Here is a 21,841-nt window from a genome sequence, read left to right on the forward strand (position 1 = left end):
CCCCGTCCGTCTCCGTCACCGCGTCCTCAGCAGCCGGTTGACCGCGCGCCCGAACACCGAGCGGGCCGTGGTGCGCAGGAGCGGGTCGAACAGCGACGGGAGGAAGCGGACCCGCAACTCCTCGCGCCACACCACCCGCGCCCGGCCGCCGGGGCCGGGCCACACCTCGATCTCGGCCCAGCCCCGGACGATCCGGCCGCGTTTCTCCAGCCGGCACAGGGCCGGCTCGTCGCCGAGGGGCGGATGCCACAGGGTGACCTCCATCCGGTCGTCGAAGGAGAACGGGCCGAGGCCCGAGCGGGCGACGAACACCGTGCCCTCGCGGGTCGGCGGGGGAGTGACGACGGTGACGCGGGTCAGCGGGACCACCTCGCCGTGCCGCCGCCACTCGGTGAGCCGGCGCCACGCCTCGTCGAGGGAGAGCGGGGCCGTGCGTTCGAGCTGGAAGTTGACCACGCGATGATCGTAGGGAGTCCTGGCGCCCCGTAGACAGGTTCCGCCGTGGGTCACACGGTTGGCCCAGCCCTCACCTCCCTCTGTCGGGTCGTACGCCCGTACGGCACCATGAGGCCGACCCCGTAGCATCACCGGCCGGGAGGACCTCACGTGGACACCGCAGGGCTCGGCAGTCTCGACGACCTACAGCGCGACCCGTATCCGCTCTACGCCCGGGCGCACGCCGCCGAGGGCCTGCTCCACGTACCCGAGCTGGACGCCTGGCTCGTCGCCCGCGACACCGACGTGCGCGAAGTGCTGCGCAGACCCGAGGACTTCTCGTCGGAGGGGGCGCTCAGACCCGATGTGATGCCCTCACCCGCCGCACTCGCGGTGCTCGGCTCGGGCTTCGGCGGGCGGCCGGTGGTCGTCGGCACCGACGGCGAGACGCACCAGCGGCTGCGCCTGCCCCTCGTGCGCGGCCTGTCACCGGCCCGAGTCGCGGCCGTCCTCCCGTACGCCGCCGAGCGCGCCGCGGCCCTCGTCGAGGAGTTCGCCGGGGACGGGCGGGTGGAGCTGATGGCGGCGTACGCGCGACGGCTGCCCGGCGAGGTCATCGGCCGGATCGTGGGGCTCGACCCGGCCGATGTGCCGGCCGTCGTGCACGGCGGACACCGCGCGGAGGAGCTGCTGTTCCGGCCCCTGACGGAGGAGGAGCAGGTCGCCGCCGCCGAGGACGCCGTGGCCGCGCAGCACATCCTCGACCGCTGTGCCCGGGAGCGGGCCGCCGAGCCGCGCGAGGACCTGTGCTCGGAGATCGTCGCCTCGGTGGCCACCGTGCCCGGCGAACTCACCCTGGAGCAACGGCACGAGGCCGTCTCCCACCTGCAGAACCTGCTGATCGCCGGACACTTGACGACCACCGCGCTGATCGGCACCACCGTCCTGCACCTGCTGCGGCATCCTCGCCAGTGGGAGTTGCTGTGCGCCGAGCCGGAGAGGATACCGGCGGCCGTGGAGGAGGCCGCCCGTCACGACACCGCGCTGCAGGGCTTCCGCCGGGTCACCACCCGGCCGCTCACCCTCGCCGGAACCGAACTGCCCGCCGGGACCTCCCTGTTCGTCGCCTTCGGCGGCGCGGGCCGGGACGGGGCACGGCATGAGCGGCCGGACGAGTTCGACATCACCCGCGCGCCCGGCCGCCACCTCGCCTTCGGACACGGCCCGCACGCCTGCCCGGGCGCCCAGCTGGCCCGTGAGCAACTGCGGCTGACGCTCACCGAGCTGACGCGCCGCCTGCCGGGCCTGCGGCTGGACGCCGGCCACCCCGTCGTCATGCGGCCCACGATGATCCACCGCTCCCCGGCCCGGCTGCACCTGTCCTGGTGAGTCAGCGGTACACCTTCCCCGGCTCCGCCTCACCCGGCGCCAGCAGTTGCGGCACCGTCACGAACACGTACCCGCGTTCCTTCAGCGCGTCGATGATCCCGGGGACGGCCGGTACGGTCCCGTCGTAGATGTCGTGCAGCAGGATGATGCCGTCCCGGCTCGCCTGGGCCAGGACGCGCTTGCGGATGAGCGCGGAGTCGGTCGTCGTGTAGTCCTTGGCGGTCACCGTCCACAGCACCTCCGCGAGGCCCAGCTCGCGGGAGATCTCGTGGACGGTGTCGTTCGTACGGCCCTGCGGCGGTCGCATCAGGGTGGGGCGGTGGCCGGTGAGGCGCTCTATCTCCTCGTTGGGGCGCCGGAGTTCCTCGCGTATCTCGTCCGGCTCGATCCGCGTGAGGATCTTGTGGTCCCAGGTGTGGCTGGCGACCTCGTGCCCCTCGTCGGCCATGCGTCTGACGAGCTCCGGGTACTTCTCGATGTGCCGTTTCCCCAGCAGGAAGAAGGTCGCCGGGACCTGCTTCTCCTTCAGGATGTCCAGCAGTCGTGCGGAGTTCTCGCTGGGGCCCGCGTCGAAGGTGAGCGCGATGCACTTCACCTCACGGCAGTCGACGGTGCCGAAGCGCGCGGCGGCCTGGACGGTGGCCGCCGGATGGGCGCGGGCGGCGCTCGGAGCGGTGGTGCCGGGACCGCCGCAGCCGGTCAGAGCCACCGCCAGTGAGGCGGCCGCCGCGATTGTCGCGGCGGGACGCAACCAGGCCCCCGTGTTCTTCATCTTCCTGGTCGTAGAACGCATGCCGAGACTATACATAGAGCGTATACACTCGATGCATAGTCTCGGCGTCATGCCTGGGACCGGGGCGACGGCGCCCTCACTGGGCGTAGAAGGTCGCGTCCCCCCTGTCCGTCGCCGTGCTCGGGGTCTGCACGTACAGCAGGTAGTTGTAGTGCCGGATGTAACGGCCCGCGTAGTTGTACGACTCGTACGAGATCCCCGCCGAGTCGGCGAGCCCGGCCCGCTGGCGGAAGCTGGCGTCGGAGGCGAACGCCGAGGTGCCGTCGTTCTTCTCCAGCCACACCTCGAAGTTCTTGTGCCTCAGGTAGTAGCCGGGGAAGTTGGCCGACTCCAGGGAGACGGTGCCGGTCCCCGCGAGACCCGTCACCACCCGGAACTGCGAGTCCGCGAGCGGGCTGACGTTCGCCTCGATCCTGGCGCGGTAGTCCCAGTGGCGGATGAACCGGTCGGCGAAGTTGTAGGAGGAGAAGCGCTGCGGGGTGACCCCGTCGGCCACCGGGATGCCGAAGTCCGGCGTGCCGTCCGCCTTCCAGTACACCTTCTGCACCCGGGTCCGGCGGTTCGGGTCGTTCAGGGGGTCGCCGGTGATGTCCTTGTAGCTGCGGTCGTGGTACACGAGGATGTCGGACTTGCCGTCCTCGGAGACGGTGAACGAGTTGTGGCCCGGCCCGTACTGCGAGGTCGCGTCACTCGACTTGAAGACCGGCTGCGCACCCTTGGTCCAGGAGGCCGGGGCGGTCAGGTCGGCGGTCGCCGACGCGGTCAGCATCCCCAGGCAGTAGTTGGCGTCGGTCGCGCTCGCCGAGTACGTCATGAACACCTTGCCGCCGTGCTGGATCACCGCCGGCCCCTCGTTCACCTTGTAGCCCACGGTCTCCCAGGACAGCGTCGGCTGCGAGATCTCCGCCGGAGTCCCGGTGATCGTCCAGGGGTTGGCCATCTTCGCGATGAACAGGCTGGTGTTGTTGTCCTCGGACGGGTTGCGCTGCGCCCAGGCGAGATAGCGGACACCGTTCACGACGAAGGTGGTGGAGTCCAGCGAGAAGCTCTCCCAGGTGGTCTTGATCTGGCCCTTCTCGGTCCAGGTCGCGGTCAGCGGGTTGGCCCCGGTGCCTTCGAGGACGTACATCCGGATCGCCCACACGTCGGACGTCGACCCGGCCGCGAAGTACACGTACCACTTGCCGTCGATGAAGTGGATCTCCGGCGCCCAGATGTGCGCGCCCATGACCCCGCTCGAGTGCTTGGTCCAGATGGTGACCTCCTGGGCCGTCGACAGGCCCTGAATGGTCGTCGCCCGGCGCAGCACGATCCGGTCGTACTCGGGAACGGTGGCGGTGAAGTAGTAGTAGCCGTCGGTGTGTTTGAAGATGTGCGGGTCGGCACGCTTCTCGGCGACCGGGTTGGTGTACGTCACGGCGGGGGAGTCCGGCACGGCGGCCTGGGCGGGCGCGCCGGGGCCGGTGAGGGCGGCCGCGAGGGCGACGAGGACGGCCAGCAGCAGCCGTACGGCGTTGCGTCTCAAGGAGGTTCTCCAAAGAAGGGGGTGCTGCGGGAACTCGGGGATCAGGTGGTGGGGACGAGCCGCCACTGCTGGCAGGTGTTGTTCAGCCAGGTCCACTGCCGTACGTCGGTGCCGTTCACGGTTCCGCAGTCCGCGACGTCGGCGACCTTGCCGCTGTTCTCGTTCACGACCCGGACGTAGTCGCCGGAGGCGGTGAAGACGAGTCGGAAACGCTGGCACGTGTTGTTCAGCCACGACCACTGGCGCAGATCGGCGCCGTCGGCGGTGGAGCAGTCGGCGGTGTCCATGACTCCGCCGGTGGCCACATTCACCAGCCGGCTGGTGTCGTCGCCGAGGTCCTCCACCTTCCACTTCTGGTTGGCCCCGCCGTTGCAGGTCCACTGGAGGATGTTCGTGCCGTTGGCGGTGGAACCGCCGTTCACGTCGAGGCACTTGCCGCTGTTGCGGTTGACCAGCGTGTACGACGTCGGAGTCGCCGCCGTCTCGCCGGACGGGCCGGGGAGCGTCGTACCGAGGGCGACCGGGGTACCGAAGTTCGGGGTGCCGTCGGCGTTCCAGGTGAACTTCTGGGCCCGGGTCGTCCTGCCGTTGCCGCAGCCGCCGCTGGAGGAGGAGTTGGCGTGGTAGACGATCCAGTTCTCCGTGCCGTCCGGTGAGGTGAAGAAGCCGTTGTGGCCGGGGCCGTAGACGCCGTTGGCGTCACTGCGCTGGAAGACGGGCGTCTGCTTCTTCGTCCAGGAGGACGGGCTGAGCGGGTCGGAGCCGGTCAGTTCGAGCAGACCGAGTTTGTAGTCGGCGGTCTGGCAGTAGCTCGCGGAGAAGGTGAGGAACGTGCGGCCGCCGTGGTACAGCGGCTCGGGCCCCTCGTTGACCGGTGCTCCCGAGGTCTCCCAGCTCAGGGTGGGACTGGAGATGACCGTGAAGGTGCTGCTCGCCAGCGTGTACGGGTTGCTCATCGGCGCGATGACGAGGCTCTGCTTGCTGCCGCTCACGGAGCCGCTGCCGACGAGATACAGCTTGCCGTTCGCCTGCAGCACGCTCGCGTCGATCAGCCAGCCGCCCGGGTCGAGGTTGGATCCGGTGAGCGAGCCCTTGTAGGTGTACGGGCCCAGGGGGTCGGTGCCGGCGCTCTCCAGGACATGGGTGCGCTGGGAGTCGCAGCAGGCGACACCGCTCGGGGCGGCCGAGTAGTACAGGTACCAGTGCCCGTTGAACTGGTGGATCTCCGGCGCCCAGATGTTGTTGTTGCGGGTCGGGGTGGTGTCCGACCACACCTGCACGCTGGGCGCGGTGGCCAGGCCCGCCAGGGTCGGCGACTTGCGCATGGCGAGCACACCGGTGAACGTCGTGGTGATCAGGTAGTAGTTGCCGTCGTAGTACTCCAGCCAGGGGTCCGCGCCCTTGGCCGACTTCAACGGGTTGGTGTACGGGCGGCCGTCCGCCGCGGACACCGGTTGCGTCGCCGCGACCAGGGCCACGAGGAGGGCCAGTACGCAGACGAGCAGGGGTCTGCGGCGGCGCGTCGCGGTCACACCGGGGCGCCGACGGAACATCCGAGGCATACAGGACCGTCCCTTGTCCGTAATTTCGAACGTAGTTCGTAACTTCGGCCAGAAGATAGGGGGCCTACATGTCCCCGTCAATGCTTTGGACAGGCCCGGGCGATGGGCGGTCGGCGCGCTCGCCGAGCGTCTCGCTCTCCGCAGGCAACCTCGCGGGGGTTCGGCCCCTCCTAGGAGTCGAACCCCACGGAACCTGAACAGGAGTGCCTGATGGCCCGTCAGCTGTCCCGCCGCAGGTTCATGGTCTACACGCTCGCGGCGTCCACCCTGACCGTCGCGGCCCCCCTCGGCTGCGACTCCTCGCCCGCGCAGGGCGCCGAACCCGCCCGCCGGTCCTCCGACGTCCTGGTCACCGGCACCGACGAGGAGATGCTGGTCCTCGAGGTCACCAAGGCCAACAGGATCGTCGTACGGCTGCCGCGGGTCGAGGTCGGCCAGGGCGTCACCACCGCCGTCGCCATGATGATCGCCGAGGAACTGGACGCCCGGCTCGCCGACGTCGACATCCCCCTCGCCGACGCCCGCACCAAGGGCAACCAGTACACCGGCGGTTCCAGCTCGGTCCGCTCGCTGTACGGACCGGCCCGCACGCTGGCCGCCACCGCGCGCGCCAGACTCATCACCGCGGCGGCCCGGCTCTGGCACCTGCCCGCGCGCTCCCTGCACACCAAGGACACGAAGGTGTTCGCGCCGGACGGACGCTCCGCCACCTACGGCTTCCTGTCCTCGTACGCCGCCGCGATGCGCCGCACCGCCGTGTCCGCCAAGCCCAAGCCGGCCTCCCGGCACCGGGTGATCGGACGGCCGACGACCCGCATCGACGCCCGGGACATCGTCACCGGCAAGGCGCAGTACGCCGGGGACCTGGCGGTGGCCGGGGCGCGGCCGACCGTGGTTGCCCGGCCGCCGACGCTCGGCGGGAAGGTGGTGTCCCTCGACGACCGGGAGGCGCGGGCGATGCCGGGCGTGCATGCCGTGGTGAGCATCGCGGGCGGGGTCGCCGTGGTGGCGGAATCGTTCCACCACGCCTTCAAGGCCAGGGACGCCCTGAAGATCACCTGGGCGCCGGGCCCGCTCGTGGCGCTGTCCGACGCCGCGATCCGCCGGCGCCTGCGGGCCGCCGTACCCCGTCTCGGCACCCCGCCGAGCGGATCGACGCAGGTGGAGGGCGAGTTCGAGTTCGCGTTTGTCAGCCACGCACCGATGGAGGTGCTGACCGCGGTGGCGGACGTCCGGGCCACCCGCGCCGAGATCTGGTTCTCCTCCCAGACACCGATGGACGCGCGCGACAGCATCGCCTCGGCGGTCGGGCTGCCCGCGTCGAAGGTGAAGGTCCATGTCCTGCGCGGCGGCGGCTCGTTCGGCCGGCGGCTCGACTCCGACGCCGCCCTGGAGGCCGCTCTCATCTCCAAGGCGGCGGGCCGGCCGGTCAAGCTGATGTGGAGCCGCGCCGACGACATCCGGCACGGCAGGATGCGCCCGGCCAGCCACCACCGCATCCGGGCCAGCCACGCCCGCGGCCGGGTCGTCGCCTTCGCCCACTCGATGGCCTCGGTGAGCGAGGCGTACGAGGGGGAGGGCGCCGTGAACCGGGCGTCCTTCGCTTCGGCGGCCGGGCCGCTGCCCAGCGACAGCGGTCTCTACAACTTCGGCCGTCTCTCCGGCGACTACGGCTCGGTCGAGCTGGCGATACCGCTCGGTGCCTGGCGGTCGGTGGACTCCGGGACGATGCGGACGGCCGAGGAGATCCTCGTCGACGAGGTGGCCGCGAGCCTGGGCAGGGACCCGGTCGCGTTCCGGCGTACGACGCTGCGGAGCAAGGCCGTCAGGGCCGTACTCGACAAGGCGGCGGCCGCCGGGCACTGGGGTCGCGCCCTGCCGGCCGGACACGCCCAGGGCGTCGCCGTCCACGAGGAGTACGGCTCCTGCGTGGCCTGTCTGGCCGAGATCGACGCCACGGATCCGAAGAACCCGCGGGTGACCAGGGTGGTGATGGCCGCCGACGTCGGCACCGCCGTCAACCCGCGCGGCCTGGAGGCCCAGCTCATGGGCACCACCGTCGACGGCATCTCCACCATCCTCACTGCCGGTCTGCACATCGACCGGGGCGCCGTCCGCGAGAGCAGCTACGCCGACTTCCGCTACGCCCGCCAGCGCAACGCCCCCCTGCGCTTCGAGGCGCACATCATGCCCTCGCGAGCGGAACCGGGTGGCGCGGGCGAACTCGGCGTCCCGGCCGCGGCCGGCGCCGTCGCCAACGCCTACGCCCGCGCGACCGGCACCAAACCCCGCCGCTTCCCCCTCGACTTCTGACCCGACGTCCCGGAAGGTGCCGATGCCCTCCTACTCCTTCGTCCTCAACGGAAAGCCGGTCACCGTCGAGGCGCCCGCCGACATGCCACTGCTGTGGGTGCTGCGGGATCTGCTGAACGTCACCGGGCCCAAGTACGGCTGCGGGGTGGGCGTCTGCCGCGCGTGTACGAGCCACCTCGACGGCGGGGAGATCCAGCCCTGTGTCGTACCGGTCGCGGACTGCGCGGACCGCGAGGTCACCACCATCGAGGGCCTGGCCGACGGAGACCGGCTGCACCCCGTCCAGCAGGCCTGGCTGGACTGCGACGTGGCGCAGTGCGGCTTCTGCCAGCCCGGCCAGATCATGGCCGCGGCGGCCCTGCTCGAGCGGACCGCCCGGCCGACCGACGACGACATCGACCGCATCGAGAACGTGTGCCGCTGCGGCACGTACTCCCGCATCCGCGAAGCGATCAAGAAGGCATCGGGGAACGGCTGACCGGTTCGGCGTCCCCGGTCCTGACCAAAACCTGGCGCGGGCTTTACCGCTGCCTTCTTGTACCTGCAAGTGATATGCAGAAACTGGAGGGAGCGGCTGATCACGGCCGCTCGCCCCGCCCACACGTAAGGCCCGCCCCTCATGAGCATCCGCGCCTCGATGACCCGCAGGGAATGGGGGAGCCTCGGCGGGATGGCCGCGTTCGTCCTGGCGCTGCACGTCATCGGCTGGGTCACCCTCGTCGCGATCGTCGCCCCCCAGCACCACAGCCCGGGGAGCGGGACCTTCGGCGTCGGTATCGGCGTCACCGCCTACACCCTGGGCATGCGCCACGCCTTCGACGCCGACCACATCGCCGCCATCGACAACACCACCCGCAAGCTGATGCGCGAGGGCCCGCGCCCGCTGTCGGTGGGCTTCTGGTTCTCCCTCGGGCACTCGTCGGTCGTGTTCGCCCTGGCCCTCCTCCTCTCCCTCGGAGTGAAGGCGCTGGCCGGACCGGTCGCGGACGACGGCTCCTCCCTCCACGCAGTCACCGGCTGGATCGGTACGACGGTCTCGGGGACCTTCCTCTACCTCATCGCCGTCATCAACGCCGTGATCATGGCCGGGATCTGGAAGGTCTTCCGGCAGATGCGCTCCGGCCACTTCGACGAGGCCGCGCTCGAAGAGCGACTGGACAAGCGCGGGTTCATGAACCGGCTCCTCGGCCGCCTGACGAGGTCGATCAGCAAGCCGTGGCAGATGTACCCGCTGGGCCTGCTCTTCGGCCTCGGCTTCGACACCGCGACCGAGATCGCGCTCCTGGCCCTGGCCGGCTCGGGCACCGCCTCCGGGCTGCCCTGGTACGCGATCCTCTGCCTGCCCGTCCTCTTCGCCGCCGGCATGTCCCTCCTCGACACCATCGACGGCTCGTTCATGAACTTCGCCTACGGCTGGGCGTTCTCCGAACCGGTCCGCAAGGTGTACTACAACCTCACCGTCACCGGCCTGTCCGTCGCCGTCGCCCTCGTCATCGGCACCGTCGAACTCCTCGGCCTGGTCGCCGAGGAGGCACACCTGCACGGCCCCTTCTGGGACCGGGTCGCCGGCCTCGACCTGAACCTCGTCGGTTACGTCGTCGTCGGCCTGTTCGTCGCCACCTGGGCGCTGGCCCTGCTGGTGTGGAAGGCCGGCCGCATCGAGGAGAAGTGGACGGCGGACCCGGCCGCCCCCACCCCCGCCGAGCAGGGCACGCGGAAACGCCTGCCCCTCGGGAACTGAACGGCGCTCCTGCCCGACTCGTAAGGAGGAAGCAGGATCGGCCAGGTGGCGGACGCGGGCGGTGGTGTTCATGCGGGGACAGGGGAAGAGATCCTCGCGCCGCATGGCGGCATCGGGCGGCATGAGGGCGTCCCCGGCGATGCGGAGCCTGCGCGCGGCGGTGTTCGCCGTGCTGTGCGTGCTGCTCGCCACCGGGGGACATGTCCTGGCCACGGGCGTGGCGCCGCCGGTGTGGGCGCAGGCCGCCGGGGCGGTGCCGCTCTTCATGGCCGGCGGTCTGCTGGGCGGACGGGAACGGTCGCTGACCGGCATCGGGAGCGGCACACTGGCGGCCCAGGGCGGCCTGCACATCGTGTTCGCCGTTGCCCGGCCGCACTCCGCGATGGCCGTGCACGGCATGCGGATGTCCCACCCCTGCGCCCATGCGCCGACCCCGCACGCCACCGCCGCCCACATCGTGGCGGCCCTGCTGCTGACCTGGTGGCTGCGGCGCGGCGAGGCCGCGCTGTGGTCGCTGCTGCGGTGGGCGGTCGCGTTCGTGCCGGGACTCGCCGCCTGGTGGCAGGTGGTGGCGGGCGCGCGGGGCGTACCGGTCGTGCCGCGGCCGGCCGGGCGGGCCGCCCGCTGCGCGTGGCCGGCGCAGCGGGCGCGGTTGCGGTACGCGGTGCGCCGGAGGGGACCGCCGGCGGGGATGCCGTACGCGAACCGACCGTTGACATCCCTTCCTCAGTACGGAGATCCACTCACCCATGTCCACGACGCGCACCACCATCCTGCGCCGCGCCGGCGTCGTCGCCGCCCTGGCGGCCGCCGGAGTCCTCACCGCGGCCGGTGTCGCCTCCGCGCACGTCACCGTCCACCCCGAGAGCTACGCCGAGGGGGCCACGGACGGGCTCCTGACCTTCCGCGTCCCCAACGAGGAGGACACGGCCGCCACCACCGAGGTCCAGGTCTTCCTGCCGACCGACCACCCCGTCCTCGGCGTGCTCGTCTCGCCGCAGGACGGCTGGACCGCCAAGGTGACGACCACCAGGCTCAGGACGCCGGTCAAGACCGACGACGGCACCATCACCGAGGCCGTCTCCGAGATCACCTGGACGGGCGGGAAGATCGGCGCCGGCCAGTACGAGGACTTCCACGTGGCCTTCGGGCAGCTCCCCGAGGACACCGACCGGTTGACCTTCAAGGCGCTGCAGACGTACTCCGACGGCAGGACGACCCGCTGGATCGAGGCCGCCGCGGAGGGCGACGAGGAGCCCGAGAACCCGGCCCCCGTGCTCGAGCTCACCGCCAAGGGCGCGGACGACGAGGGCGGCACCCACTCGGACTCGGCCACGGCCTCGGCGAGCACGAAGGACGACACGGCCGCCACCGCGTCGAGCGGTGACTCGACCGCCCGTGGCCTCGGTGTCGCCGGGCTGATCGTGGGTGTGCTGGGGCTGGCCGCCGCGGTGTTCGCCGTCCTGCGCGGCCGTGCCGCCGCCGGATCCCGCGCGGAGTAGGACGGTTGCCCGCCCTGCCGCAGGCCGCCCGGCGGCGGGGCGGCGCCGGAGCGGACCGCGGGCGGCGCTCACCGCTCGCGGGGCCGGTGCTCGTCGTGACGCGCCCGGGCGCCCCGAAAAAGCGCTGTGTCCTGGATCACCTTCCTCGCGATGAGTGGCAGGACCGGGTCCCGCGCGTACCCACCCGTGACGAGCGGAGCCCGGATGCGAGGATGAGGCCGTCATGACTGCTGGGTGGTGTGCGCGCACCGCACGGGCCGCGGTGTTCGCGGCCGTGTGTGTGCTGCTCGCTGCCCTCGGACACGTCCTGATGTCGGGCTCCACCGTGCCGTGGTGGACGCTCGCCGCCGGATTGGCCGCCACGGGCGGTGTCGGCTGGCGCCTGGCGGACCGGGAGCGCGGACTGCCGCTGGTGGTGTCCGTCGTCGTCGTCGCGCAAGGCGCGCTCCATTCGGCCTTCTCCTGGGGCCAGTCGGCCCTGTCGGGATCCGTGGCGCGGCATCGGAGCGCCATGTCCATGGACGCGATGGACATGCGTTCCATGCCTTCCCCGGACATGAACGCCATGGGGTCCATGGAATCCCTGGGGGCCTTGCACACGGGCCCCGCGGCGCATGCCGAACAGTTCGGCCACATGGCCCACGACGGCGGTATGTCCTCGCTCGGCATGCTCGCCGCCCACTCGCTGGCCGCTGTGCTGACCGGTCTGTGGCTGGGGTACGGCGAGCGGGCCGCGTTCCGCCTTCTGCGGGCCGTGGCCGGGTGGCTGGCCGCTCCGCTGCGGCTGCCCCTCACCCCTCTCCTCGTCCCGCCGAGCCGGCCCAGTCTGCGGCCGACGCGCGAACGTGCGGAGCGGATGCCGAGGCTGACGCTCACCCACACGATCATCTCTCGGGGGCCTCCGGCCGGGACCGCTGTCGTCTGAGACAGCCGGTTTCCCGAGGCCGTCCCACAGGAGGGGGCTTCGGGCACGGGTCGTACGCGTCGTACGGCCCTCCTCCCACTCCCGTCCCGGGATCTCTCCGCGCCGGCGGCGCACCTCACCGTGTGCGTGTCCACGTGTGCCGGCCGCCTCGCCGGATCGACGGTCCCGGGCCACCCGAGAAGGACAACAGGTGATCACTTCTGTCCTCCCGGCGCCGCGCGAGAAGCGCGCCGCCTCGGCGCCTCAGGACCCGGCCACCGCCTGGGCCCTCGCGGCCCGTACCGGCGATCCCGACGCCCTGGACCGGTTCGTACGAGCCCTGCACCCGGACGTGGTCCGCTACGTCAGGCACCTCTCCGCCGATGGGCAGCCGGCCGATGACCTCGCGCAGGACACGTTCCTGCGGGCGCTCGGCAGCCTGCACCGGTTCGAGGGACGCTCGTCGGCGCGTACCTGGCTGCTCTCCATCGCGCGCCGCACGGTCGTCGACAGCCTGCGGTACGCCGCCTCCCGGCCGCGGTCGGCCGACGTGGACGACTGGACGGTCCGGGCCGAGCGGGCCCAGCCGAGCGGCCTGCCCGGTTTCGACGACGGGGTGGCTCTGCTCGACCTGCTGGACGCGCTGCCCGCCGAGCGCCGCGAGGCCTTCGTCCTCACCCAGCTGAGGGGGCTGCGCTACGAGGAGGCCGCCGAAGCCGCGGGCTGCCCCGTCGGGACGATCCGCTCGCGGGTGGCGCGGGCCCGCGCCACCCTCGTCGAACTCCTTGACGAGGCCGAGGGAATCGAGCACCGCCCGGCTGCCGCCGCGTGAGGAAAGGGGGTGCCGGTTCCCACCGGCACCCCCCGGCGGTGCACGGGCGGTCAGAGCCAGGTGGTTCCCAGCCAGGCGGCCGCCCCCGCGGCCACCAGCAGCGCGATGTTGAGGCCGATCAGCCGAGCCTCGCCGCGGGACACGTGGACCACGATGCCGCCGACCTGGATCAGGAGCAGGCCTATCGCCGCGGCGATCGCGAGCCCGGGAGCCACCCCGGTCAGCGGCGGAAGGAGCAGGCCCGCTGCGCCGGGGATCTCCAGGATCCCGGTGAGCCGGACCACCGGCATGGGCACGCGGTCGACCCACCCCATCATGGGCTGGAGCTGCTCCAAGCTCTGGAGGGCCTTCTTGCCTCCTGCGTAGAGGTAGAACACCGCCAGCAGTGCGGCGACGATCCACGGCATGGATGAGCCGGATACGGGATTCGGATCACGTGGGGGGATGGCAGCGGGCGCCTCGGCGGCCCATAGTCGTCGCTACCGCACGCCGCTGTCCGGATCCGCCGTCGGCGTGCGGCCTTCCCCGCATGCCGTGCGCCGCCGGCGCCCGAGGCATGCCCGCTCCCTCAGCCGTCCCTGGAGTCGCCATGCCCGGTTCCGTGCCCCCGCCGCCTTCCGCCGAGGTCGACGACACCGCTCCGCCCGCCGTCACGGCGGGCCCGGCCCACCCGCTGCGGGTGACCCTGCTGATGGCGGGCAGTTGTCTGCCGATCCTCGGAGCGGTGCTGATCGCCCCCGTGCTGCCGAAGATGCAGGACCACTTCGCGTCCAGCCCCGGCGCCAAGGCGCTGGTGCCCCTCGCGCTGACCGTGCCGGCCCTGGCGCTGGCGCTGCTGGCCCCGTTCGCCGGGGTGATCGTCGACCGGCTGGGCCGCAAGCGGCTGCTGGTCGTGGCGACCCTCCTGTACGCCGTGTTCGGCACGGCGCCGCTCTGGCTGGACTCCCTGGGCGCGATCATCGCCAGCCGCGTTCTGGTCGGTGTCACCGAGGCCGCCATCATGACCTGCTGCACCACGTTGATCGGCGACTACTACAGCGGCCGCCAGCGGGTGAGGTACCTCGCGCTGCAGACGATGTGCGCCTCCGCGTCGGCCACCGTCTTCTTCGTGCTCGGCGGCGCCGCCGGATCGGCGGGCTGGCGCGTGCCCTTCTGGGTCTACGCCGTGAGCCTGGTGCTCGCCCCGCTGATGGCCGCCGCCCTGCCCACCCCGGCGGCGCGGGCCACCTCCGACGGGACCCCGGCCCCGGCGCGTCGCCCGTTCCCCTGGCGGCAGTTGGCTGGCGTCTGCGCCCTCACCTTCTTCGGGGCGATGGTCTTCTACACCGTGCCGGTGGAGATGGCGTACCTGCTGGACGACCTCGGGGTGGAGAACCCCGGGGTGATCGGTCTGGCCACCGCCGCCGCGAGTGCCGCCACCGTGGGCGGAGCGGTCGCCTTCGCCCGGCTCGGGCGCTCCCCGGACCCGATGCTGCCCGCCGTCCTCGCGCTGTGCGCGGCCGGCTTCGCGGTGATGTTCCTCGCGGGTGACGCCCCGCTGCTGGTCGTGGGGGCGGTGATCAACTGCCTGGGGACGGGCATGCTGCTGCCGGCCCTCCTCACCGGCGCCATGTCCCGCCTGGCCTACGAGGACCGGGGCCGGGGCACGGGGCTGTGGACGGCGGCCTTCTTCGGCGGCGAGTTCGTCTGTCCGCTGGTGCTGCTCGCCCTGGAGTCGACGGTCGGCGGTCTGGCCGGCGCGGTGGGCGTGCTCGGGCTGGCCACCGCCCTCGTCGCCTTGGGCCTGCTGACCACCCGCCGCCGGGCGGGCGCCCTGGATCGCCGGCCGCTGCCGGAGCGGGCGCCGTAGATCCCCGGCCGCTGCCGGAGCGGCCGGCCTGAGGACGGGCACACCGCTCCGGCCGCGCCGAAGCGGCGCTCACGGACCCTCCCTTGCGAGCGTCGACCCGAGTGTCGACCGGCTCCGTGTCCTCCCGACGCGCGATGGCCTGTGACGGGTGTCACGCTGAGGTGATGCTCATGTGGACAGGACCTGCGAAAGGGAAGCGCTGTGATCACTGCTGACGGCACCCCCGGATCCCCCTGCTGGCTCGACCTCGGTGCCCCCGACGTCCGGGCCGCCGCGGCCTTCTACGGCGCGGTGCTCGGCTGGGAGTACCAGTCCATGGGGGAGGAGGGCGAGGAGATGGAAGGCGGGATGTTCCGCAAGGACGGCAAGACCGTCGCGGGGCTCGGCAAGCTCACCGAGGAGGGCGCGCGCCCGGCCTGGATGATCTACTTCGCCGTGACCGACGCGGACGCCACGACCGAGGCCGTGCGGAGCGCGGGCGGCACGGTGCGGGTGGCGCCGCGGGACCTCGGCGAATGGGGCCGGATGGCGCAGTACAGCGACCCCTTGGGCGGCCAGTTCGCGGTCTGGCAGCGGGGGAACAACAACGGCTTCGAAGTGGCGGACGAGCCGGGCTCGCTGTCCTGGACCGAGCTGTACACGAGCGACGCCGCGGCCGCCAAGGACTTCTACGGCGGTGTCTTCGACTGGCGGTTCGGCGACATGGAGCTGCCGGGCGGCGGGGGCACGTACACCCTCATCACCCCCGCCGGGCTGGCCGAGGAACGCATGCAGGGCGGACTCATGGAGGTCAGCAAGGAGGACCTCTCGCTGGCGGGCGGGCGGCCGTACTGGCACCCGGTCTTCGCGGTCACCGACTGCGACGCGGCCGTCGCCGAGGTCACGGGGAACGGCGGCAGTGTGCAGATGGGACCGGCGGACGCGGAGGGCGTCGGCCGGCTGGCCGTCTGCCTCGACCCCTCGCGGGCGGACTTCGTGCTGCTCACCCCGTCCGGGAACTGAGCGGGGGCAACAGGCGTGCCGTCGTCACTGTGGACGCGGCGTGAACGACGGCGGTGACCGTACGGCTGCGCATATGGGCGTGCCACCGGTCCGGCCCCAGGCCCCTGCGGCGCGAGCCTCAGCAGCGGGCGGCAGCGGCCGACGGGCCACAGGGGGCCGAGTTCCCGCCGCGCCGCTTCGAGGATGCGGGGTGACCCCGGGGACCGCCGGGGCCACCCCTGCGGTCACCGTCGGCCGAGGTTCCGCGCCGTGATCGCGTAGATCCCGCGGCCGTGGGTGGCCGCGTACAGCGTGCTGCCGTCCGGGCCGAGCTTCAGCTGGAGCACGGCGACCGCGGGAAGATCGCCGACGCGCTGCCACGTGGTCCCGCCCGGTGCCCGGTGGACGACGCCGAGGTCGGTGCCCACGGCGAGGCCGCCGTCCGGTGTGACGACCGCCGAGTCGGTGGGCACGTCGGGGAGGTTCGCCGAGATGTCCTTCCAGGTGGTGCCGCCGTCCCGGGACTCGAAGACGTGGCCGACACCGGCGCCGGGACCCTCGGTCCACTGCCGGGAGAAGCCGTTGACCGTGAGATAGACGTGGTCGGCGTTCTTCGGGTCGACGGCGAAGCCGCTGAGGTAGCGGTTGGGCACGGTCCCGTCGACCGGGAGCGCGATGTCGTGCCAGCCGGTGCCGTCCGCGTTGCCGACGGAGATGCCGCGCGCGAAGCCCTGGTTGTTGCAGGGGCCGCACCAGGCCGCGTAGACCTTGCCGCCCGAGGCGGCCACGGCGGTCGCGGTGTGACCGGCGCCGAGGTCGTACACGTCGGTCCACTCGTCGCCGCTGCGGATGGCGTAGCCATGGTTCTGCACCCATACGTGACGCCCGCCCGCGATCCACGTCGAGCTGTTCTTCGCGTCGGCCGCGAGCGGGGCGATGAAGCGGGCCTCGCCGGTGGCGTTGTCGGCCGGGGCGACGCCGTACGACGTCGCCTTGCCGGGGTCCGTGAGCCAGCTGCCGTCGTTCACGGCGCAGTTCTGGGTGACCTGGATGGCGAGGTAGACGTACTCCTCGGCGATGTCGCAGCCGTTGGCCGGGTCGGTGAGCGTGTCGCCGCCGTCGCCGCCGAAGTTGGAGCCCATCACCCGGTCGTCGCCGCGCAGGAGGGACTGGCCGTTGTCCTGGAGGCCGCCGGTGACGGAGACGCCGCCGTGAGCGAGGTCCTTGCCGATGCCGACCGAGTAGTACTGGAGGGTGTCGATGGTGCCGTCGTTGAGAGAGGTCCAGTCCGTGGCGTGGCCGGAGGCGTCCTGCCGGCCGTTGAGCGGGCGCTTGTAGACACCGCCGTCGTTGCCGACGTACACGAAGCTCTTGCCGTGGTAGCGGCCGATCGCGACGCCGTGCTGGTCGGAGTGGGTCGTCTGGTCACAGTCGCCGGTCTGCCGGGAGGGGTCGATGCTCCAGCAGGAGAAGCCGAAGTTCCAGTACGGGCCGACGGCCGACCAGGTGCCGCCGCCGTCCTTGGTCTCGTAGACCTCCTCCAGCCCCGCGTACACGTGCTCGGGGTCGGCCGGATCGACGGTCAGGAACTGGTTGTACCAGGCCTGCACGCCGGGCATGAAGCCGCTGGAGGTCAGTGCCGAGCCGGACGCGGCCAGCCCCTGGTAGTCGGCGATCTTCGTCCAGGGCCCGGTCGGAGAGCCGGACTTGGAGACGTAGAAGCCTTCCAGAGCGCTGTCCGGGTTGGTGTTCAGCTGCTCCGGGGACTGGTCGATTGCGTAGTAGCGCGAGCCGTCGGCGGAGCGGGCGAAGGTGACGTTGCCGACGTCGTCCGGGTCGGAGGGCAGATCGCCCAGGCCGCTGTCGATCCGGCTCCAGGTGCCGCCCGTGCCCTTGGTGTAGAAGCCGTTGTAGTCGTCGCCGCTGCGCCAGCCGACCGCCAGGACCACCTTGGAGGGGTCCTTCGGGTCGATCGCGATGTCGTTGGCGATGTTCTTGTACGGGGCGTCGGGATCGTCGGCCTGCGAACCGCCCGGCAGGAAGTCCGGGTTGGGCGCGAACTCCAGCTTCCAGGCGCCCTTCAGCGACCTCGTGGAATGACTCCACACGCCCCTGCTCGTGGCCGCCCACACCTTTCCGCCGCCGAAGCGCAGTTGGTGGACGGTCGTGGACTCCAGTTCGTCACCGCCGACCCGGCTGCGGGAGGAGAACGTGCCGTGGCGTGGATCGGTCAGGACGTAGACGCCGCTGCCGAGGTAGGCGTCCGCGTTGGTCGTCGCCTCGCCGGTGCCCAGCCACAGCCGTCCGGCGCCGTCGAGCGCGAGCGCGCCGGTGGACTGCGCGGGCAGCCGGTCGCTGATGGGCTGCCAGCGACCTCCGCCCGACCTGGACCGCCAGACGCCGCCGCCCGCGCTGCCGGCGTACACGTCCCCGTCCTCGTCGGCGGCCATCGCGGCCATCCGGCCGGTGACCCTGCCGGAGCCGCCACTGGAGTTGGAGTCGATGTCGCGGTAACGCGGGTCGTCCGAGTCGTAGGGGAGGTCGGTGACGTTCCGCCAACTGCCGCCGGTGCGGGGCAGTTCGTTCAAGGCCGACCAGGCGGCGCCGTACGCGCCCGGTGCGACGACGCCGGGCGAGGTGCGGGCCTCGGCGTACTGGTCGGCGCCCTCGGCGATCTCGTCGGCCTCGCCGCCGTCGTCGCCGTCCTCGCCCTTCAGGTGGGGGGTGAGCTCGCCGACCGACTGCTCGCGCTCAGCGGCGAGCCGGGCCAGGGCGCGGGCCCCGAAGGGGCTGCCGTTCCCGCCGGGCGCGGCGCCCGCGGGTACCGCGACGAGCGCGGCCGAGGCGGTGAGGGAACAGATCGTGAGCCATCGTCTTCCACGGGTCGGTGCTGACACCAGGTCCTCCAGAACGGGCGTCGATTCAGCCGTCGCAGGGACCCGATCACGGGCGGAAGAAGGGGCGTTCCGCACTTGGACAGCCTTTGACCAGAACCTGTCACTTCGTGTACGGGGCACAGCCGGCTCATGGGGTGGCGAAAGATTGGCCGCCTGCTGGTCTGCCGCTGTCGATTCTCTGGACTCGCTCTGTCCCGCGTCTTCGTAGGGTCGTCGACGTCCCCGCGGGATCCGCCCAGGACCCCGCTCCCCGAAGTTCTGGAGACACCCGATGCGTGCAATGCCCCGCCGTGCCCTGGCCGCCGTCGCCCCCGCCGCCGCGCTCATGTTCGCCCTGGCGGCCTGCGGCGGAGGCGCCGATTCCGACTCCGGCGGTTCCGCGGCCGCGGACACCCAGCAGTCGGCGCCGAGCGCGGGCGGCGCGGAGGCGGCGGAGGACACCGACGACAAGCCGGAGCCGCCCCTCACCGGCGAGATCAAGCAGAAGGCCGAGGAGGCGGCACTCGCCGCCTACCCGGGCACGGTCCTCAAGTCCGAGGAGGACGCGGAGAAGCCCGGTATGTACGCGGTGGAGATCAAGAAGGCGGACGGGTCCACGGTCGAGGTCTACCTCGACACGACGTACCAGGTCACAGACACGAAGGAGGAGGGCACGGAGGAGGACGAAGGCTGACCGACGCGTTCTCGGGACGGTTCAACGGTGAGCGCGCAGTTGTGCGAGCCTGTCGCCATGCGTCTGCTCCTGATCGAAGACGACGACCGGATCGCGGGACCCCTCACGGAAGGGCTGGGCCGTTACGGCTTCACCGTGGACCGGGTCCGCACCGGCGCCGCCGGGCTCGCCGACGACGGCTCCGCCGACCTGGTCCTGCTCGACCTCGGGCTGCCCGACATGGACGGACTGGACGTGTGCCGCGCCCTGCGCGCCCGCTCGCCCGTCCCGATCATCATGATCACCGCCCGGGGCGAGGAGGCCGACCGGGTGGCGGGCCTGGAACTGGGGGCGGACGACTACCTGGCCAAGCCGTTCGGCGTACGGGAGCTGGTGGCCCGCATCCGCGCCGTCACCCGGCGCACCGGCGCCCTGCCCGCCGTGCCGCAGGCTCCCGGGACCGGCGCGCCCGTGGCGGCGGCCGCCCCTCAGCGACTGGGTTCGCTGGAGGTCGACCGACGCACCCGCCAGGTGTGGGTCGCCGGACGCGAGACCGCCCTGACACCCCGGGAGTTCGACCTGCTCGCCCACCTCGCCCAGGACCCCGGAGCCGTCCACTCCCGGCAGCAGATCATGGACGCGGTGTGGGACCCGAACTTCTTCGGCCCCACCAAGACCCTGGACGCCCATGTCGCCTCGCTGCGCCGCAAACTCGGCGACCCGGGCTGGATCACCACCGCGCGCGGCGTCGGCTTCCGCCTGACCGTGCCGGGGGAGTCACCGCCGGGGGCCGCCGGATGACCCGCCGTCTGCTGCTCAGCTATCTGGGCCTGGCCCTGCTCGTGCTGGCCGGCCTGGAGATCCCGCTCGGCTGGATCTACGCCCGCGGCGAGACCGCCCGCTTCTCGCAGAGCGCCGAGCGCGACGCGTCGATGCTCGCCGAGGTGGCCGAGGAGGACATCGAGGAGGGCAGGACCGCCGAACTGCCCGCCCTGATCGGCGAGTACGCGGCCGAATCGGGCAGCCGGGTGATCGTGGTCGACCGCGAGGGCCTCGTCCTCGCCGACACCGCGCCCGGCGCCGCGGCGCACCGCCCCGGAACCGACCTCTCCCGCGCCCCGGACATCGCAGCCGCCCTGCGCAACCGGCCCACCGTCACCACCCGCGCGGAGGCCGACGGCGGTGAGGTGCTGTCCGCCACCCTCCCCGGTTCCTCCGGCACCACCGTCCGGGGCGCGCTGCGGCTGACGTACCCGATGACGACGGTCACCGGCCGGATCCACCGCGTCTGGCTCGCCCTCGCCCTCGCCGGAGCCTGCGTGCTGACCGCCGTCGCCCTGGTCGCCTTCACCCTCGCCCGCTGGATCACCCGGCCGCTGCGCACCCTGGAACGGGCCACCACCCAGCTCGCCGACGGCCATCTCGCACACCCGCCCGACGCCACCACGGGCCCGCCCGAACTCCGCAGGCTGGCCAGTTCCTTCACCCGGACCGCCACCCGTCTGCAGCACCTGCTGAAGGCTCAACAGGCCTTCGCCTCCGAAGCCTCCCACCAGCTCAAGACTCCCCTGGCCGCCCTGCGGCTGCGCCTGGAGAACTTCGAGCCCCACCTGGACCCGCGCGCCCACACCAGCCTGGACGAGACCATCGACGAGGTGGAACGGCTGGCCCGCATGGTCCAGGGGCTCCTCGCGCTCGCCCGGTTGGAGAACACGGCGACCACTCCCGAGCCGGTCGACCTGGACGCCGTACTCGCCGAGCGGGTCGCCATGTGGGAGCCGCTCGCCGCCGAGGAGTACGTCGGCCTGGTGGTCGTGGGGGCGCGAGCCGGCCACGTTCTGGCGATCCCGGGAGCGTTGGAGCAGATCATCGACAACCTGCTCGCCAACGCGCTCCGGGTGTCGCCGCCCGGCACCACCATCACCCTGGTCCGGGTTCCGGGCGCCGCACTCCATGTCGTCGACCAGGGTCCCGGACTGTCACCGGCCGACCGGGAGCGGGCGTTCGACCGTTTCTGGCGGGCCTCGGACGCCGCCCACGACGGCACCGGCCTCGGCCTTCCCATCGTCCGTCACCTCGCCCACGCCTCCGGCGGCGACATCACCCTGCACGCCGCACCGGGCGGCGGCCTGGACGCCCATGTCACCCTGCGCCCCGCCACCTCCGACGCCCGCCGACGGCGCCCGAGGAGAGACGCGGCCGCCGGTCACAGGGAGGGGACCGGAGCGGGGTTGCCGTAGTAGGCGTCGGGGCCGTGTCTGCGGGTGTGGGTGGCGGTTGCGGAGGTGTGGGGGTGGTCGGGTGGTGGGGAGAGAGGGCCATGGTGTGGAGGGCGATGTCGGCGACGGCTTCGCAGCCGATGGCGTGTTCGAGGGACGTGCGGGCGGTGGCGCCCCGGGTGATGGGGCCGTGGCCGGCGACCAGGGCGGCGGGGACCTCGACCGCCTGAGGAGCGCGGGGCGAGGT

18 protein-coding genes and 1 pseudogene are annotated in these 21,841 nt (G+C 72.3%); 12 read left to right on the top strand and 7 right to left on the bottom strand.

What is annotated here, in order from left to right:
* Nucleotides 1-15: 15 nt before the first annotated feature.
* Nucleotides 16-456 carry an SRPBCC family protein gene (locus ACIBVL_RS15045; protein WP_399097570.1) on the bottom strand — a complete coding sequence of 147 codons (441 nt, stop codon included), beginning with the start codon at nucleotides 454-456 and terminating at the stop codon, nucleotides 16-18.
* Between the two features lie 150 nt (nucleotides 457-606).
* On the opposite strand from ACIBVL_RS15045, the gene ACIBVL_RS15050 reads away from it, so the two are divergent.
* Entirely contained in the window at nucleotides 607-1,824 is a 1,218-nt protein-coding gene (locus ACIBVL_RS15050) for a cytochrome P450 (RefSeq protein ID WP_399097572.1), read from the top strand.
* 1 nt (nucleotide 1,825) lies between these two features.
* Here ACIBVL_RS15050 and ACIBVL_RS15055 read toward each other — a convergent pair whose 3' ends face one another.
* The 3 genes from ACIBVL_RS15055 to ACIBVL_RS15065 all read right to left on the bottom strand — a co-directional run bounded on the left by ACIBVL_RS15055 (nucleotide 1,826) and on the right by ACIBVL_RS15065 (nucleotide 5,695).
* Nucleotides 1,826-2,596, bottom strand: a complete 771-nt coding sequence (locus tag ACIBVL_RS15055) for a polysaccharide deacetylase family protein (protein ID WP_399097921.1) — start codon at nucleotides 2,594-2,596, stop codon at nucleotides 1,826-1,828.
* 97 nt (nucleotides 2,597-2,693) lie between these two features.
* Nucleotides 2,694-4,142 (bottom strand): family 43 glycosylhydrolase, encoded by a 1,449-nt coding sequence (locus ACIBVL_RS15060; protein ID WP_399097574.1) that lies wholly within the window; start codon nucleotides 4,140-4,142, stop codon nucleotides 2,694-2,696.
* A 41-nt stretch (nucleotides 4,143-4,183) separates the two neighbouring features.
* A complete protein-coding gene (locus ACIBVL_RS15065) occupies nucleotides 4,184-5,695 on the bottom strand; it encodes a family 43 glycosylhydrolase (RefSeq protein ID WP_399097922.1) in 1,512 nt (503 codons plus the stop codon).
* Between the two features lie 249 nt (nucleotides 5,696-5,944).
* On the opposite strand from ACIBVL_RS15065, the gene ACIBVL_RS15070 reads away from it, so the two are divergent.
* The 6 genes from ACIBVL_RS15070 (at nucleotide 5,945) to ACIBVL_RS15095 (ending at nucleotide 12,996) form a co-directional block, all read left to right on the top strand.
* Entirely contained in the window at nucleotides 5,945-8,017 is a 2,073-nt protein-coding gene (locus tag ACIBVL_RS15070) for a molybdopterin cofactor-binding domain-containing protein (RefSeq protein WP_399097923.1), read from the top strand.
* Between the two features lie 22 nt (nucleotides 8,018-8,039).
* Nucleotides 8,040-8,495 carry a (2Fe-2S)-binding protein gene (locus ACIBVL_RS15075; RefSeq protein ID WP_399097576.1) on the top strand — a complete coding sequence of 152 codons (456 nt, stop codon included), beginning with the start codon at nucleotides 8,040-8,042 and terminating at the stop codon, nucleotides 8,493-8,495.
* 141 nt (nucleotides 8,496-8,636) lie between these two features.
* Nucleotides 8,637-9,758: a HoxN/HupN/NixA family nickel/cobalt transporter gene (locus ACIBVL_RS15080; RefSeq protein WP_399097577.1), complete on the top strand. Its 1,122-nt coding sequence runs from the start codon at nucleotides 8,637-8,639 to the stop codon at nucleotides 9,756-9,758.
* A gap of 749 nt (nucleotides 9,759-10,507) precedes the next feature.
* Entirely contained in the window at nucleotides 10,508-11,260 is a 753-nt protein-coding gene (locus tag ACIBVL_RS15085; RefSeq protein ID WP_399097578.1) for a YcnI family protein, read from the top strand.
* Nucleotides 11,261-11,483: 223 nt separating this feature from the next.
* Nucleotides 11,484-12,185 carry a hypothetical protein gene (locus tag ACIBVL_RS15090; RefSeq protein ID WP_399097579.1) on the top strand — a complete coding sequence of 234 codons (702 nt, stop codon included), beginning with the start codon at nucleotides 11,484-11,486 and terminating at the stop codon, nucleotides 12,183-12,185.
* 190 nt (nucleotides 12,186-12,375) lie between these two features.
* Nucleotides 12,376-12,996 (top strand): sigma-70 family RNA polymerase sigma factor, encoded by a 621-nt coding sequence (locus ACIBVL_RS15095; RefSeq protein WP_399097580.1) that lies wholly within the window; start codon nucleotides 12,376-12,378, stop codon nucleotides 12,994-12,996.
* Nucleotides 12,997-13,046: 50 nt separating this feature from the next.
* On the opposite strand, the gene ACIBVL_RS15100 is transcribed toward ACIBVL_RS15095, so the two are convergent.
* Entirely contained in the window at nucleotides 13,047-13,403 is a 357-nt protein-coding gene (locus tag ACIBVL_RS15100) for a DoxX family protein (RefSeq protein ID WP_399097581.1), read from the bottom strand.
* 182 nt (nucleotides 13,404-13,585) lie between these two features.
* Here ACIBVL_RS15100 and ACIBVL_RS15105 point away from each other — a divergent pair, with 182 nt between their 5' ends.
* Together ACIBVL_RS15105 and ACIBVL_RS15110 are read left to right on the top strand one after the other, a co-directional pair.
* Complete coding sequence (locus ACIBVL_RS15105; RefSeq protein ID WP_399097582.1) at nucleotides 13,586-14,845, top strand: MFS transporter; 1,260 nt, start codon at nucleotides 13,586-13,588, stop codon at nucleotides 14,843-14,845.
* 201 nt (nucleotides 14,846-15,046) lie between these two features.
* Nucleotides 15,047-15,847: a VOC family protein gene (locus ACIBVL_RS15110; RefSeq protein WP_399097583.1), complete on the top strand. Its 801-nt coding sequence runs from the start codon at nucleotides 15,047-15,049 to the stop codon at nucleotides 15,845-15,847.
* 224 nt (nucleotides 15,848-16,071) lie between these two features.
* Here the strand turns inward: ACIBVL_RS15110 and ACIBVL_RS15115 are convergent, their stop codons facing one another.
* Entirely contained in the window at nucleotides 16,072-18,723 is a 2,652-nt protein-coding gene (locus tag ACIBVL_RS15115; protein ID WP_399097584.1) for a glycosyl hydrolase, read from the bottom strand.
* A 271-nt stretch (nucleotides 18,724-18,994) separates the two neighbouring features.
* On the opposite strand from ACIBVL_RS15115, the gene ACIBVL_RS15120 reads away from it, so the two are divergent.
* Genes ACIBVL_RS15120 through ACIBVL_RS15130 form a run of 3 tightly spaced genes read left to right on the top strand, consistent with a single transcriptional unit; the run spans nucleotide 18,995 to nucleotide 21,615 of the window.
* The gene (locus ACIBVL_RS15120) at nucleotides 18,995-19,396 is read left to right on the top strand and encodes a PepSY domain-containing protein (RefSeq protein WP_399097585.1); all 402 of its coding nucleotides are present in this window, start codon (nucleotides 18,995-18,997) and stop codon (nucleotides 19,394-19,396) included.
* Between the two features lie 57 nt (nucleotides 19,397-19,453).
* A complete protein-coding gene (locus ACIBVL_RS15125; protein ID WP_399097586.1) occupies nucleotides 19,454-20,176 on the top strand; it encodes a response regulator transcription factor in 723 nt (240 codons plus the stop codon).
* A complete protein-coding gene (locus ACIBVL_RS15130; RefSeq protein WP_399097587.1) occupies nucleotides 20,173-21,615 on the top strand; it encodes a sensor histidine kinase in 1,443 nt (480 codons plus the stop codon). Before ACIBVL_RS15125 ends, ACIBVL_RS15130 begins: the two co-directional genes overlap by 4 nt.
* On the opposite strand, the pseudogene araD reads toward ACIBVL_RS15130, so the two are convergent.
* Nucleotides 21,582-21,823, bottom strand: a pseudogene (gene araD, locus ACIBVL_RS15135) (L-ribulose-5-phosphate 4-epimerase); the annotation flags it as partial. The gene ACIBVL_RS15130 and the pseudogene araD overlap by 34 nt on opposite strands.
* Between the last annotated feature and the right edge of the window lie 18 nt (nucleotides 21,824-21,841).

The sequence above is a fragment of the Streptomyces sp. NPDC049687 genome (assembly GCF_044465285.1).
Classification (GTDB): domain Bacteria; phylum Actinomycetota; class Actinomycetes; order Streptomycetales; family Streptomycetaceae; genus Streptomyces.